Raw genomic sequence first — 14,722 nt, 5'->3', positions numbered from 1 at the left:
GCAGGACCGGGCGGGAAGGCAAGGCCCTGGTGTTTCTCAGTCCCCCAGATCGATCGTCCCCGCCAACCGCACTGCCTCCGGAGTCTCATACATGGCCACCATCCAGGCCTGATCGGCATCAGCGGCATGTGCATTGAGCGTAGCCGCAACGAACTGGATGGAAGCACGATCCAGACTGGCGTAGGGATCGTCCAGCAAGGTCAGCGTGGCGTGGGCCGCGAAGGCGGCCGCCAGGTAGACCTTGCGCTTGCTGCCGGTGGAGAGCATGAAGAGCTTTTTCTCCAAGTGCGGCGTCAGTGACAGACCTTCGGTGAGAGCCGGCAACAAGCCATGATCGAAATGCGGATACCGTTGCGCCAGGGCTGCAAAGACTTCCGGCGGCGTCATCTGGTCATAGGCCTCGGTCCGCGGATCGATGAAGAACACTTGCCGGCGGTAATTCTCGGGCTCGCCATCGAGTCGCAGACCATTCAACTCCAGCACGCCATCGCGCGCCGGCATCAAACCACCCAGCAGATTGAGCAGCGTGGTCTTGCCGCGGCCATCGCCGCCGCGCACCAGCGTCACGCCGGCCGTGATGCGGGCCGAGAAGTCCTGGAACAGGTCCAGGCCGGGATAGGAAAAATTCAGGCGCGATACCAGCAGCAGCGCTGCGCGGTCAGAAACTTGGGTCATCGGTGAGGGGCGTGGGGAATCGAAGGGAGAGCGGATTGCGCTCAGGAGCGCTGGCGGCGCGCCGCCTGGCGTTTGGCTTCCTCGGCGGCCTGCTTTTCCTTGCGGGCATCGGCCAGCATGGCCAGGGCCAATGCCAATGGCGGATACAGCAGGATCAGGCCGCTCCAGTCATGGTCCGACAGAAACATCAGCGCGGCAATGCATAGGTCGACCGCCATCAGGAACATCAATGGCCAACCCACGGGCGCACCCAGGAAGGTCTTCTGTCGCTTGTTCTTGAAATACAGTGCCATGCCGTTCACCCTGCTTTGTGTTTCGCTGCATGGCCGCCGGGCAGCGCCGCAGGGCGCATTGATGGGCGGGCAACATGCTGGCGATGGGTTGTCTCCTGCCCCGGATTATAAAAGATGTGGACCCGGGGAGGGAGCCGGCAGCACATCTTCCCATCCGGCAAAAATGGTCCAGCCTGTGGAAAAAATATAAAAAAAAAACGGTCCCGGCAAACGCCGGGACCGTTGTCCTTGGCAAGACCACCGCAGGGCGCCAACTCAACGGGCCTTGGCTGCCCCCGGCCACATGCGTACCACCAGGGCCAGCACGGCCGCCGCCACTGCCAGTGCCACCACCGCAATCCAGCCCCACTGTGCCAGCGCCAGGCTGCCCAGCGCCGCACCGGCGGCCATGCCGATGAACATGCCCACGAACAGCACCGCATTCAGACGGCTGCGGGCACCGGGTTCGATGCTGTAGACGATGGTCTGATGCGCCACCAGCGTCGCCTGCACGCCCAGGTCAAAGCCGATGGCGGCCAGTGCCAGCAAGACCAGTTGACCTTGCGTCGAGAACCACGGCGACAGCGCCATCGAGGCGAAGGACAGCGCCGCCAGGCTCACACCCAGACGGGTCACCAGCTCCGGACCTTTCTTGTCCGAGATGCGGCCCGCCAGGGGCGCTGCCAGCGCACCAGCCGCACCGGCCAGACCGAAGGCACCGGCCGCCGCACTGCCGAGGTGAAACGGTGCGCCATGCAGCATCACCGCCAGCGTCGACCAGAAGGCCGAGAACCCGACCGACAGCAAGCCCTGGGCCAGCGCCGCGCGGCGCAACGCGCCATGCTTGCGCACCAGCGTACCCAGCGAGCCCAGCAGTGCGCCATACGACAGATGCGTGGTCGGATGGAAACGTGGCAGCCCGCGCCACGCGGCCAGGCCGATCAGCGCGATGCTGGCCGAGGCCCCCACGAACATGGCGCGCCAGCCAAAGTGCTCGGCCACGAAACCGCTGACCACGCGCGACAGCAGGATGCCCAGCAGCAAGCCGGTCATGACGGTACCGACGATGCGGCCGCGATGCTGCTCCGGTGCCAGGGTGGCGGCGGCCGGGACGATGTCCTGCGCCAGCGTGGCCGTCAGGCCGATGGCCAGGCTGGCGGCCAGCAGGGTAGCGATGCCGGACGCCGCACCCGCCAGCAGCAGCGCCACCGTCAGGATGGCCGCCTTGATGAGGATGATGCGGCGGCGGTCATAACGGTCGCCCAGCGGTGCCAGCAGCAGGATGCCCAGTGCATACCCGAGCTGGGTCGACATCGGCACCATGCCCACGGCGCGCTCGGAGGCACCGATGTCATCGGCCAGCACGCCCAGCATGGGCTGCGAATAGTAGAGCGAAGCCACGGCCAGGCCGGCCCCGGTGGCCAGCAGGCCGATCAGCCCGGTCGACAGGCCGTGGGCAGGAGAGGAAGCCGCAGCGGGAGCGGCTGTATGCGTCTTGGGAATGCTGTTCATGATGGAACCTCAATAAGTGAGTCTGGCTGCCGGCCCGGAAAAATCCCCTTTCTGCCAGCGTTGGAACGGATTGTCCGCTTCCCGGCTCGCATCTGGTAGTAGCGCCTGCGGCAGAATTGTTATACGTTAGCCGTATGACCAAACCCCTCTCCCCTGCCCCCAGTTTCTCCGCCACCGGCCTGACGGACCGCATCGAGCTGATCCAGACCTTCGTGCGCATCGTCGAGGCCGGCAGCCTGTCGGCAGCAGCGGCCCAGCTCGCGACCACGCAACCCACCGTCAGCCGCCGCCTGCAGGCGCTGGAGCGCTCGCTGGGGGTGCGCCTGCTGCAGCGTTCCACCCACGCCATGAAGATGACCGAGGATGGCGAACGCTGCTACGAGCGCGCCAAGGAATTGCTGGCCGGCTGGGATGAGTTCGAAAGCGAATTGCGCGGTGCCCGCCAGCATGCTGAAGGCACGCTGCGGGTGGTGGTGCCGCACGCCTTCGGGCAGAAGCAGCTGATCGCGCCCTTGTTGCAGTTCATGCAGCGCCATCCGCGCATCACCGTGGAATGGCTGCTGCATGACCGTGCCGCCGATTTCATCAGCCAGGGCATCGATTGCGCCATCCAGGTCGGCGAAGTCAATGATCCCTCGGTGGTCGCCATCCACCTGGCCGAGGTGCCGCGCATGACGGTGGTGGCGCCGGCGCTGCTGCAGGGCCGCGCCCTGCCGCGCCAGCCTGAAGAGCTGGCGGATTTCCCGTGGATCGCCATTCCGGCTTTCTACCGCCGCGAGATCATGCTCACCCACGCCACCAGCGGCGAACAGCGCCAGGTGGCTTTCCGTCCGCAGCTGGTCACCGACAGCCTGTATGCGTTGCGCAATATCGCCATCGAAGGCATGGGCGTGGCGGTAGGCTCATCATGGGTATTGGCCGAGGATGTGGCCGCCGGCCGCCTGGTCCAATTGCTGCCGGAGTGGGAGCCGGCACCGCTGCCGGTGTCGCTGATGTACCCCTATGCACGTTTCTACCCGGCCCGGCTGCGCCACTTCATCGACACCATGAAGGAAGCGATGCCCTCCGTGGTGCACCAGGCCGTGGGACGGGGTGCGCTGCAGGGGTGATGCCCGCTGCCTATGAAGCCTTGGTCCCGACACGCTCCATCCAGGCAGCGATGTTGTCATCTAGGGAAATGCCTGAGGTTCAAGGATGAGTTAACCGCCTATAGTGGGCTCAACATCTAGTCCTGCGCGGCCGTGAATGCCAATGGCGGCTTCCGGCCCGGACAACGTTGGACAGGAATGATGTCCCCGCGCACAGGCGCGCAGACGCGCATTCGTATCGATCATCCAAAGCGGGGAACCAGAAAATGGCCATCGAAAAAGAGGATGACGCTCTTGCTGAGCATCATTCCCGATCGCTGATCCACCAGCTCAACCGGCTTGAGCAGATCATGGAAACCCTCACAGCGACGTTTGAAGAGATCGCACTTCATGCCGACATCCGGACCGGGGATTCTTTCAAATCCCAGGCTGCTGATGCCATTGCCAAGGCCATGAAGACCTGATGCCATTGCGCATCGGGTACGCGCTCGCACTTCTTTTTTAACTGTTTGCATCAAAGACCCCGCCGCCTCGTGCAGAGCGCTGCGGGTACGCTGTCGCGCATTCCGGTGCGCGGCATTTCAACGCAATGACATGAAAACCAACCAGCGATGCGCTGGCAACAATGGGGTGAGGAAAATGTTTGGATCAATGACCGTCGGTCGAAAACTGGGGCTGGCCTTTCTCAGCATGGTGGTGGTGTCGCTGGCGGTAAGCAGCCTCTTGCTGTTCAACTTCAACCGGCTCGAAAGGGCCAGTGCCATGAATGTCCATACCTATGAGGTCATGGGCGCGGCCGACGACATGCTGATCAACATGGTCAACATCGAGACCGGCATTCGTGGTTACGTGGCCTCCGGCAACGAGGCGTTTCTCGATCCCTACCTGGGTGGGCGCAAGGCGTTCAGCAAGGCTTTTGATCAGGCCAAGGCGCTGACCGCCGACAACCCGGTCCAGCAAAAGCGGCTGACCGAGATGCTGGAGTTGACCAACAAGATCGAAGAGGTCGACCAGACCCTGATCAGGTTGCGCAAGGAAGCCAATGCCAGCGCTTCCACCCAGGCTCTGCAAGCCTACTTCGGCGCGACCCACGACAAGGTTTTCATGGACCGCTTCCGCGGCCTGCAGAGTGAATTCGTGAAGGCCGAAGAATCGCTGCTCAAGGTACGCGGCGAGCAGGTCCGTGAGCTCAGCAGCGCCACCCTCGCGGTGCTCATCGGCGGCGGCGCGCTCACGGTACTGTTGGCCGTCGTCGCCGGCCTTGCGATCACCCGCAGTATCCTCAAGGCCCTCGGCGGAGAGCCGGCCGCCGCCGCGCTGGTCGCCCAGCATATCGCCGCGGGAGACCTGACGGTACCGGTTCCCCTGAAGCAGAATGACCGCACCAGCCTGATGGCCTCGCTGGCCAGCATGCGCGAGCAGCTCACCACCATCGTGCGTGGCATCCAGACCTCGGGGGAATCGATTTCGGTGGCCGCAGGCGAAATCGCCACCGGCAATACCGATCTGTCGCAACGCACCGAGCAGCAGGCGGCATCACTGGAAGAAACCGCGTCGAGCATGGAAGAGCTGACCTCCACCGTGCGTCAGAATTCCGACAACGCCCGGCAGGGCAACGTCGTGGCCGAGGATGCTTCCGCGCTGGCCCTCAAGGGTGGCGAAGTGGTCGGCCGCGTCATCTCCACCATGAACGAGATTTCCGACAGTTCCAGCAAGGTGTCCGAGATCATCACCGTCATTGAAGGCATCGCCTTCCAGACCAATATCCTGGCGCTCAATGCGGCCGTGGAAGCGGCACGCGCCGGTGAGCAGGGACGCGGCTTTGCCGTGGTCGCCAGCGAAGTACGCTCACTGGCCCAGCGCAGCGCCGCCGCCGCCAAGGATGTGAAGGACCTCATCGTGCTGTCGGGGGAACGCGTACAACGCGGCACTCACCTGGTCAGCGAAGCGGGCGGGACCATCGATGAAGTGGTGCAGGCGGTGCGCAACGTCACGCAGATCATGAACGAAATCTCCGCCGCTTCGCTGGAACAGACGGCCGGCATCGAGCAGGTCAACCAGGCGCTCGGCCAGATGGACCAGGTCACCCAGCAGAATGCGGCACTGGTGGAGCAGGCAGCTGCGGCGGCCCAGGCCATGTCTGAACAGGCAACCGAACTGCGCAGTGCGGTGGGGATCTTCAAGACCGCCGGCGGCGTGGTGCGGCCAGTGCCGGTGGTGCCTGCGGCTGCTGCCGCCAAGCCGGCCCCCAAGGCCGTGTCCAGACCGTCGCTTCCGGTGGCACCTGCGCGCGCCGCCAAGGCACAGCCGGCTGCCGGGCAAGGCCCTTCCTCCTCCTACAAGAAGGATGCTGGCGAGGGCGACTGGGAAACCTTCTGAGGGGCTGTCCCGCTGACGGGCCCGCGTATCAACGTGAAAATGCCTGCATCACGCAGGCATTTTTTTTGATGGCGCGTGGTGCACGTCAAGCATGACGCTGATCCATCCGCATGGTGCGCTGTTGCGCGTAATGCTGGTGCCAGGAGAACGCCTCGCCCAGCAGATGCGGCGTATGGCCACCGGCCCGGCAGGCGCGTTCGAAATAGTCGCGTAGCTGCGGCCGGTAATCCGGATGGCAGCACTGCTCGATCACCTTCACCGCGCGCTCGCGCGGTGCCAGGCCGCGCAGGTCGGCCAGTCCCCATTCGGTGACCAGCACGTCCACATCATGTTCGCTGTGGTCCACATGCGAGACCATGGGCACCACGCTGGAAATGGCTCCGTCCTTGGCCACCGACTTCGACACGAAGATCGATAGCTGTCCGTTGCGCGCAAAGTCGCCCGAGCCGCCGATGCCATTCATCATGTGGGTGCCGCCCACGTGGGTGGAATTGACGTTGCCGTAGATGTCGAATTCCAGCGCGGTATTGAGCCCGATGATGCCCAGTCTGCGCACCAGCTCCGGATGATTGCTGATCTCCTGCGGACGCAGCACCAGCTTGTCGCGATAGCGATCCAGGTTGGCCAGGAAATGCGCATACTTGGCCTGCGACAGCGTGATCGAGGAGGCGGAGGCAAAAGCCAGCTGGCCCGAGTCGAGCAGATCGATGGCGCTGTCCTGCAGCACTTCCGAATACATCACCAGATTGCGGAACGGTGACTCCACCAGCCCGTGCAGCACCGCATTGGCGATCGTGCCGATGCCTGCCTGCAGTGGCGCCAGCGTATGCGGCAGACGTCCGGCTTCCACTTCGCATTCGAGGAAATGGATCACGTGACGCGCAATGGCCCGCGTCTCATCGTCCGGCGGCAGCACCGAGGAGGGGCTGTCGGGCGTCTCGGTGAGCACGATGGCCACCACCTTTTCCGGATCGAAGGGAATGGTCGGATGGCCGATGCGATCGCCCGCTGCCGTCAGCGGGATGGGTTTGCGCTCGGGTCGTGCGGCCGGCAGGTAGATGTCGTGCAGGCCCTCCAGCGCCAGCGGCATGCTGGTGTTGAGTTCGATCACGATATGCCGCGCCTGCTCCACGAAGCTGGCCGAATTGCCGACCGACATGGTCGGTACGATACCCTCTTCGGTAATCGCCGCAGCTTCGATGACGGCGATGTCGACGCGCGAGGGCGTGCCGCTGCGCAATTGTTCGGCCGTCTCCGAGAGATGCTGGTCGATGAACATGACCTCGCCCGCATTGATCTTCCTGCGCAGTGTGGGATCAACCTGGAACGGCAAGCGTCGCGCCAGCAGGCCGGCCTCGGCCATCAGGCCATCGCTGCCATTGCCCAGAGAGGCCCCGGTGATGACGGTGAAATGCAGCTCTTCCTGCGCGGCGCGGTCGGCCAGCGCACGCGGCATGGCCTTGGCATCGCCGGCGCGGGTAAAGCCGCTCAGGCCGATGGTCATGCCGTTGTGGAAGAAGGTGGCCGCCTCGGCGGCGGACATGACTTTGCCGGCCAAGGCGGGCTGGCGAATGCGCTGGCTATCCATGAGAGTGTGCTCCTGCTCGGGTTCTTTAGGGAGTGAGAAGTGCATCCATGACGGACTTCTTGCATCTTGTTTGTCCCAAGTATAGGAGCCGGCAGGTATGCACTGTATGATTAAAATTCCGCCGTTCCAGTCGGAAAATGCATACTTCCCTGCCACCCTGAAACACCGCCGAAAGCCGCTGCCATGGACATCCGCGCCCTGCGCTACTTCACCGAGACGGTCCGCCTGGCCAGCTTCAGCCGCGCGGCCGATGCCTTGCACGTGACCCAGTCCACCGTCAGCAAGATGGTGCGCCAGCTGGAAGACGAGGTTGACGCCCCGCTGCTGGTGCGCGATGGCCGCCGCCTGCAGCTCACCGATACCGGACGCGTGGTGTATGAGCAGGGCCAGCAGATCCTGGCCTCCATGCAGCGGCTGGACGCCGAGGTGCGCGATACCAAGGCGCTGCGCTGCGGCCGTCTGGAGATCGGCATCCCGCCCATGATCAACATCCTCTGCACCCCGGTGCTGAAGGCCTTCCGCGAACGCCATCCCGAGATTGCCATCGTCCTGAAGGAAGACACCGGCCCGCAGATCGAAGAGCGCGTGGCCAATGGCGAACTGGAAATCGGCATGACGGTCCTGCCCGCTGATCCGGAACTGGAATTGCAGACCCTGCCGGTGGCGCGCTATCCCATGTGGGCCGTGGCCCAGGCCGGCCGCTTCCAGAAGAACCGCGCCACCCTGCGCTGCGCCCAGCTCGATGGCATGCCGCTGGTGCTGCTCAACAACGAGTTCGGCCTCACCCGCAGCCTGCGCGGCATGTTCGGGGAATTGGGCATCCGGCCCGAGATCGTGGCCCAGAGCGCCCAGTGGGACTGGCTGGTGGCCATGGCCCTGGCCGGCATGGGGGCGGCGCTGCTGCCCGAACCCTTCATCCACCGCCTCGCCACCGACCAGCTGCAGGCGGTGCGGCTGGTGGAGCCGGAAGTGCAATGGCAGGTCGCCTATGTCACACGCGGCGGCGGGTATCTCTCGCATGCGGCGCGGGCGTGGATGGCCTTGAGCGAGGAATTGTTTGCGGGTGGCCGCGTGCGCAGGTAAAGAGAAAAGAGCGTACCGGCGCGCCTCGGTGCAAAAAGCGTCAGCATTCCATTTTGGAATGGAATCGGTGAATTTAAGTCATGCCATGAATACAGCCAGATTCCTATACTGGACCTGCCGATACCTGCCGCCCCTCCTCACTCGTGAATTCGGAACCGGAATGACGTCTTGACGCCGTGAGTGCGCAGGTGTCGGCACTCTCCACGAGTGCCCTGCCCTCCTCCACCTGTCCGCTCGCCAGCACGATCATGCCGCCGCTCTTGTCGTCGCGTTTTTCCGTCCGTTTTTCCCTCTATCGATTCCTGCTGCTGCACTACTGCCGGCGCTGCCGCACCCGTGTCGAACGCTGGCGCCTGCAGTTCCCGCTGCGCCACGCCAACCTCTCCGAGGGCCTGCGTGCGGCCTGCGGAGCGGCGGCCATGCTGCTGCTGGGCGAGTGGCTGGGCAATCCCCTGTTCTCGTGGGCGGCCATCGGCGCCTTCCTGACCAGCCTGGCCGACAGCGCCGGTTCCAATCGCGCGCGCCTGGCCTCCATGGGCGGCTTCGCGCTGGCCTCGACGCTGGGCGGCATGATCGCCGCCAGCGCCGCCGGCTGGCGCGTGGAAGCAGGTTTGCTGACCATCATGGCCTGCGCCGGCGTGGCCGGCTTCTCGCGCATCTACGGTGCCGCAGCGGGTCTGGTGCTGATGCTGGCGGCGGGCGTCTCTGCCATCATGGCCGATGCGCCGGTGGTGCTGTGGCCGCTGGCGCAGAGCCATGTCCTGATCTATTTCGCCGGTTGCCTGTGGGCGCTGCTGCTGGGCTTGACGGTGTGGCGCATCCACCCCTTCGCCCCGGCGCGCCAGGCGGTGGCGCGCGCCTATGGCACGCTGGCTGAACTGGCCGCCCTCGCGGCCAATACCGATGCCGCCGATCCCGCCTATGCCGTGCATGCCGCCGATCTGGCGGCCCACACCCGCCGCCATGCGCGCTTCGATCTGGCCGCCGCCCATCGCACGCTCGATGCGGTGGCGGTCGAACGCACCGAGTCCCGTCGCCTCTACGAAAACCTGCTGGTGCGGCTGGCGCGCGCCGAGGCGCTCCTCGATGGCATCACCGTGCTGGCCGACCTGCAGCTGACGCATTACCAGCCCCTGCGTGCGCGTCAGCGCAGTGCCCGCGTGCTGGGTGCGATTGCGCGCCAGCTGCAGGCCATGCAGCGCGAGATGCAGCGCGGCGAGGCGATTGCCGCCGATGAAGATGCGCGCATCATGCTGCGCCTGCGCCAGCTGGTGGCGCGCCTGCCCAGCGGCACCGGGCGGCTGTTGCAGCAGCTCGATACCCCGCTGGCCCTGGGCGCGGACGATCCGGCCCGCCTCAAGCAGGCCGCCCGCGCCGGACATCAGGCGCGCCACGGCATGTCTGCCCTGCTGCACCGCCTGCGCGCACTGGGGCGCAAGGCCGCGCTGCACGTGCACGCCGGATCGGCGGAATGGCATCACGCCTGGCGCTGCGCGGCAGCGGCCGGGGCGACCTACCTCATCGTGCATCTGCTGGAACTGCCCTTCGGCTACTGGGCCACCATGGCCACCATGCTGGTCATGCAGCCCAGCATTGCCGACAGCTGGTCGCGCAGCATGGAGCGCGCCGTCGGCAGCGTGGTCGGCGGCGCGCTGGCCGTGGCCGTCTGCCTGGTGGTGCATTCGCCGCTGGGGCTGGCGCTGCTGGTGTTCTCGCTGACGGTACTGACGATGGCGCTGCGCCCGGTGAGCTATGGGCTGTATGCGACTTTTCTCACGCCGGTATTCGTGCTGGTGGCCGATGTCGGTGGCGATCCCGCGCATGAGCTGGCCAATGCCGCGCTGCGCGCGGGCAACAATGTCATCGGCGCGCTGGTGGCGGTGCTGGCCAGTTACCTGTTCTGGCCGCGCCGCCACGAGGCCGATCCACAGGGCCAGTTGCGCACCATGGCCGGTCTCAATCTGGCCTATCTGACGGCGGCACTGGCGGTGCACGACACCGCAGCCGACAAGGCCCGCCTGTCGTCGCTGCATGCGCATCGCCGCGCGGCCTGCGTGGCCAACGTCGAGGCCGGTCTGCTGTTGCAACGCCTGGCGCGCGAACGCGGCTGGCCCGAACGCGATCACGGGCGCGGCCGCACGGCGGTGGCCCTGTCGCGCCGCCTGGCTGCGGCGGCCAGCCATCTGTGGGCGCATCCGCAGCCGGTCGAAGCGTCCCTGCCGGCCTGGCTGCTTGCCCTGGCGCAAGCCCTGCAGGCGCAGGATGGGGCCGCATTGCACGCCCTCACGCGCCAGCGGCCGGCGCCGGTTGAGCTGGCCCAGGCAGCGGCGGTGGAAACCGCCTGCCTGCTGGTGGCGGCGCTGGAGGCCACGGCAGCCGCCGGTTTGGCGGCATCAAGCGGGCCCATGCCAGGAAATTGACGGAAACAAATTCCCCCATCCCTGTTCGAACCGGAAAAAGCGCCCCGCGCGTACCGCTTCAACAACACTCTGGATGGAAGGGAAAGGATGAGCCTGGATCTCGATTTTCTGTACAACATGAACGAGGGGCCGCTGCGCTCCGGCCTGATCGTATTGGGCGTGGCCTTGGTGGCGGTGGTCGTCGGCATCGTCCTGCACCGCATGGGCATCGCCCTGGTACGACGCCTGGCGCGCGGCCGGCCCTTTACCACCACGGCCACGACCGTCACCTTCAATGCCAGCCGCACCTGCGTGATCCTCTTCATGCTGCGCCTGGTGCTGGCCGGTGCGCCGGACAATACCCCCGGCCTCACGCGCATCTCCTACCTGACCTCGGTGGCCTTCATCCTGGCGCTGACCTGGTTCCTCATGCGCTGCGTGAAATCGGTCAGCACCACGGTGGTCAACCTCAATCCCTATGATGTGGCCGACAACCTCAAGGCACGCCGCATCCTCACCCAGACCCGCGTGCTCTCGCGCAGTGCCTACTTCATCATCGCCCTGCTGGGCCTGGCCTTCGTGCTGCTGACCTTGCCCGGTGCGCGCCAGTTCGGTGCCAGCCTGCTGGCCTCGGCCGGGGTGGCCGGTATCGTCGCCGGTATCGCGGCCAAGCCGGTGCTGGGCAATTTCTTCGCCGGCCTGCAGATTGCCTTTTCGCAACCGATCCGCATCGATGACGTGCTCATCGTCAAGGGGGAATGGGGCCGTGTGGAAGAGATCACGGGCACTTTCGTCGTGGTCAGGATCTGGGATGAGCGGCGCATGATCGTGCCGCTGCAATGGTTCATCGAGAATCCCTTCGAGAACTGGACCCACACCTCCTCCACCATCCTCGGCACGGTCTTCCTGTGGCTGGATTTCGCCGTGCCGACGAACGCCATCCGCGCCGAATTCGAGCGCGTCTGCCAGACCCTGCCGCTGTGGGACAAGCGCGTCTGCGTGATGCACGTGACCGATACCAGCGAACGCAACATGCAGATCCGCCTGCTGGTCTCGGCCCGGGATTCGGGCTCGGCCTTCGACCTGCGCTGCCAGATCCGCGAGCACATGATCGGCTTCATCGCCAGCAATTATCCGGAAGCCCTGCCCCGCCTGCGCGCCGAGGTATCGTCGCGCAACCAGCCTGAGGCACTGGACACCATCATCGATGGCGCGCCGGGAGAGAAAACCGGCTGAACAAAACGAAGCGGGCCGCACTTGCGTGGGGCCCGCCTGGAGGGGAATCTGGCGCGCCGGCTGGTCCGGGGCGCCTTTTTTGCGACCGCAACTTACTGATTCGAGATGGCCAGCTCGCCATTGGCGCGGGCCTGGACCAGTTCGGCGCGGACTTCATCACGGCTCTTGCCGGAAGCCACGGCCTTCACGTCCTGGTCACGATCACTCACCAGCAGCTGGCCATTGGCACGGGCCTGTTGCAGCTCGGCTACGACATCGGCGCGGGTCTTGGTGGAGACGAAACGGGTTTCAGCGGGGTATTGGGCTTCAGCCATGGCAGCACCGACGGCGGTGGTCAGCAGCAGGCCGGCAAACAGGTTCTTGGCAATGTTCCTGGTGTTCATGATGGGTTCCTTTTTCGTGAGAGAGGATGCGCACGTCAACCCGTTCCGGTGGTGGTGGATCAGTCATCGCGTGCTGTCATCTTGGTACCCAGTTTAGGGAAACACGGCACCGGGAAAAAGGTGAAAAACCGGAATTCATTGTTCCGCAAAATACTAACAATTCGATTTCTTCAGCGATCACCTCGTGGTCACATACCTGACTGATGAATGAGAGGCAAATGGTCGATAAAGTCGCGCAAGAAAAACTTAGAAACAGGAATGGACGTTTCTAAGACTTTGTTGCATAAAAAACTAAGTAAATGGGACTGCATGCGGTTCCACAAAAATGGCCAGCAAGCGATGAAGAGAGGAATGCGGAAGCGCAAAGGCAGGCGGGCCAGATTACCGGCGACCGAGGGGAGAGAACGTCGCTTTCATGAGGCCCGCCTGGGGAGAAACGCTGGCACCGGCGCGGCCGGTGCGAAGTGATGCCGATACGGAGACTGATGCGTCAGGGCTTACTGGTTGGAGATGGCCAGTTCACCATTGTTGCGAGCCTGGACCAGTTCGGCGCGCACTTCGTCGCGGGTCTTGGCGGAGGCCACGGCCTTGACGTCCTGGTCACGGTCGGTCACCAGCAGCTGGCCGGTGGCGCGGGCTTGCTGGAGTTCGGCGATGACTTCGGCGCGGGTCTTGGTGGAGACGAACTTGGTGTCGGGGACGCGCGAGGCTTCAGCCATGGCGGTACCGACGGCGGTGGTCAACAGCAGGCCGGCGAAGAGATTCTTTGCAATGTTCTTGGTGTTCATGATCGTTCCTTGGTGAGTGAGGAGATGAGCACGTCAACCTGGGCCGACGTTGGTGGTTCAGTCGTTGTGTGCTGTCATCTTGGTATCCAGTGTAGGCATCTGCGGCAAGTGGATAAAGAGGCCAAAACGGAATTCATCATTCCGAAATCCAGAACAAGCGGATGCAGAAAAACTTATAACTTGATATTCGCAAAACTTATAAATGTAAAAGTCGAAATTTAAGTTTTATGACAGTCGGTAAATTGTCGTTTTAAGTGCTTCTTCATAGGAGAAATGCCCTTCGAGACGAGGCAAATCGCCTTGCAGAAAACTTAGAAAATGGAATGAATGGAGCAGGCAGATTCGTGGTGGCGAAATTGCCTCCGTGCAGATCTGCAGAGGCCTGTTGAAGACGGGGGGCCGCAGGCAGGAAAGGCAGGCGGGCCGCACTACCGGCGACCGAGGGGAGAGAACGTCGCTTTCATGAGGCCCGCCTGGGGAGAGACTGTCGCACCGGGATCGCCGGTGCGTTTGCTGCGGCCCTGGCCTGGCGCGTAGGCCGGGTCAGGACGGGATGGTGCGGGTTACAGCGAAGGTGCCTGGGTGTTGCTGACGGCGGTGCCGTCCTGGCGGGCTTGTTGCAGCTCTTGCTGCACCTGCGCGCGGGTCAGGGTCGAGTGGAAAGGCTTTTCCACCGGATATTGATCGCTCACCAGCAGTTCACCATTGGCGCGGGCTTGCTTGAGCTCGGCGACCACGTCGGCGCGGGTCTTGGTGGAGACGAAGGGCTTGTCGACCGGATATTGGTCGGTGACCAGCAGCTCGCCGTTGGCGCGGGCCTGTTGCAGGTCGGCGATCACTTCAGCGCGGCTCTTGGTCGAGACGATCTGGGTCTCGGCAGGATACGGTGCCTCGGCCATGGCGGCGCCAACGGCGGAGGTGAGCAGCAGACCGGCAAACAGGTTCTTGGCAATATTCTTGGTGTTCATGATCGTTCCTTTGTGAGTAAGAAGATGAGCACTGCAACCTGTGACTACCCTTGTGGTTCAGTCGTTGTGTGCTGTCATCGTGGAACCCAGTTTAGGGATTTCCGCCGCCGGGAAAAACCGGATAAAGCGGAATACATCATTCCAGAAACGCGAACAATCAGTTTTTTCGAGGCTGTACCGTCGATTTTACGTCGCAACTGCACACGGGATTTTGACAAGAATTTGCATTTCTTCTTCTTGGATATTGGGATCAAGTTGTTGATTTAAAAGGGTTAAGACGAAATTTCTTTCATATCTGCCTTTTAGCTGGCCCTCCATCTTTTGCGCCGCCGCAAAGCTTTTTCTATTTCA

General features: G+C 63.9%; 13 protein-coding genes. 6 read left to right on the top strand and 7 right to left on the bottom strand.

Annotated elements, in window-relative coordinates; all coding sequences use genetic code 11:
* Positions 1-36: 36 nt before the first annotated feature.
* From ACWHXP_RS20320 to ACWHXP_RS20310, 3 genes are all read right to left on the bottom strand, one after another.
* On the bottom strand, positions 37-675 hold the full coding sequence (locus ACWHXP_RS20320) for an ABC transporter ATP-binding protein (RefSeq protein ID WP_489635196.1): 639 nt from the start codon (positions 673-675) through the stop codon (positions 37-39).
* A 41-nt stretch (positions 676-716) separates the two neighbouring features.
* Complete coding sequence (locus ACWHXP_RS20315; RefSeq protein WP_034333872.1) at positions 717-968, bottom strand: hypothetical protein; 252 nt, start codon at positions 966-968, stop codon at positions 717-719.
* A gap of 255 nt (positions 969-1,223) precedes the next feature.
* On the bottom strand, positions 1,224-2,459 hold the full coding sequence (locus ACWHXP_RS20310) for an MFS transporter (RefSeq protein WP_039788464.1): 1,236 nt from the start codon (positions 2,457-2,459) through the stop codon (positions 1,224-1,226).
* A gap of 134 nt (positions 2,460-2,593) precedes the next feature.
* On the opposite strand from ACWHXP_RS20310, the gene ACWHXP_RS20305 reads away from it, so the two are divergent.
* The 3 genes from ACWHXP_RS20305 (at position 2,594) to ACWHXP_RS20295 (ending at position 5,926) form a co-directional block, all read left to right on the top strand.
* Complete coding sequence (locus tag ACWHXP_RS20305) at positions 2,594-3,568, top strand: LysR family transcriptional regulator (protein WP_489635197.1); 975 nt, start codon at positions 2,594-2,596, stop codon at positions 3,566-3,568.
* Between the two features lie 245 nt (positions 3,569-3,813).
* A complete protein-coding gene (locus ACWHXP_RS20300) occupies positions 3,814-4,011 on the top strand; it encodes a hypothetical protein (protein ID WP_245202309.1) in 198 nt (65 codons plus the stop codon).
* Between the two features lie 175 nt (positions 4,012-4,186).
* Entirely contained in the window at positions 4,187-5,926 is a 1,740-nt protein-coding gene (locus ACWHXP_RS20295; protein WP_489635198.1) for a methyl-accepting chemotaxis protein, read from the top strand.
* An 85-nt stretch (positions 5,927-6,011) separates the two neighbouring features.
* Here the strand turns inward: ACWHXP_RS20295 and scpC are convergent, their stop codons facing one another.
* On the bottom strand, positions 6,012-7,514 hold the full coding sequence (scpC, locus tag ACWHXP_RS20290) for a succinyl-CoA:acetate CoA-transferase ScpC (RefSeq protein ID WP_489635199.1): 1,503 nt from the start codon (positions 7,512-7,514) through the stop codon (positions 6,012-6,014).
* A 183-nt stretch (positions 7,515-7,697) separates the two neighbouring features.
* Here scpC and ACWHXP_RS20285 point away from each other — a divergent pair, with 183 nt between their 5' ends.
* From ACWHXP_RS20285 to ACWHXP_RS20275, 3 genes are all read left to right on the top strand, one after another.
* Complete coding sequence (locus ACWHXP_RS20285) at positions 7,698-8,597, top strand: LysR substrate-binding domain-containing protein (protein ID WP_039788456.1); 900 nt, start codon at positions 7,698-7,700, stop codon at positions 8,595-8,597.
* Between the two features lie 176 nt (positions 8,598-8,773).
* On the top strand, positions 8,774-11,017 hold the full coding sequence (locus ACWHXP_RS20280) for an FUSC family protein (protein WP_489635200.1): 2,244 nt from the start codon (positions 8,774-8,776) through the stop codon (positions 11,015-11,017).
* 87 nt (positions 11,018-11,104) lie between these two features.
* The gene (locus ACWHXP_RS20275; protein ID WP_121037321.1) at positions 11,105-12,232 is read left to right on the top strand and encodes a mechanosensitive ion channel family protein; all 1,128 of its coding nucleotides are present in this window, start codon (positions 11,105-11,107) and stop codon (positions 12,230-12,232) included.
* 92 nt (positions 12,233-12,324) lie between these two features.
* Here the strand turns inward: ACWHXP_RS20275 and ACWHXP_RS20270 are convergent, their stop codons facing one another.
* The 3 genes from ACWHXP_RS20270 to ACWHXP_RS20260 all read right to left on the bottom strand — a co-directional run bounded on the left by ACWHXP_RS20270 (position 12,325) and on the right by ACWHXP_RS20260 (position 14,371).
* Positions 12,325-12,615: a DUF4148 domain-containing protein gene (locus ACWHXP_RS20270; protein WP_204726267.1), complete on the bottom strand. Its 291-nt coding sequence runs from the start codon at positions 12,613-12,615 to the stop codon at positions 12,325-12,327.
* 497 nt (positions 12,616-13,112) lie between these two features.
* Positions 13,113-13,403 carry a DUF4148 domain-containing protein gene (locus tag ACWHXP_RS20265; protein ID WP_034332278.1) on the bottom strand — a complete coding sequence of 97 codons (291 nt, stop codon included), beginning with the start codon at positions 13,401-13,403 and terminating at the stop codon, positions 13,113-13,115.
* Positions 13,404-13,966: 563 nt separating this feature from the next.
* The gene (locus tag ACWHXP_RS20260) at positions 13,967-14,371 is read right to left on the bottom strand and encodes a DUF4148 domain-containing protein (protein WP_204726266.1); all 405 of its coding nucleotides are present in this window, start codon (positions 14,369-14,371) and stop codon (positions 13,967-13,969) included.
* Between the last annotated feature and the right edge of the window lie 351 nt (positions 14,372-14,722).

The organism is Herbaspirillum sp. Her2 (genome assembly GCF_057961375.1).
Note: the sequence above shows the minus strand (reverse complement) of the source record. Positions and strands in the feature narration are given on the sequence as shown.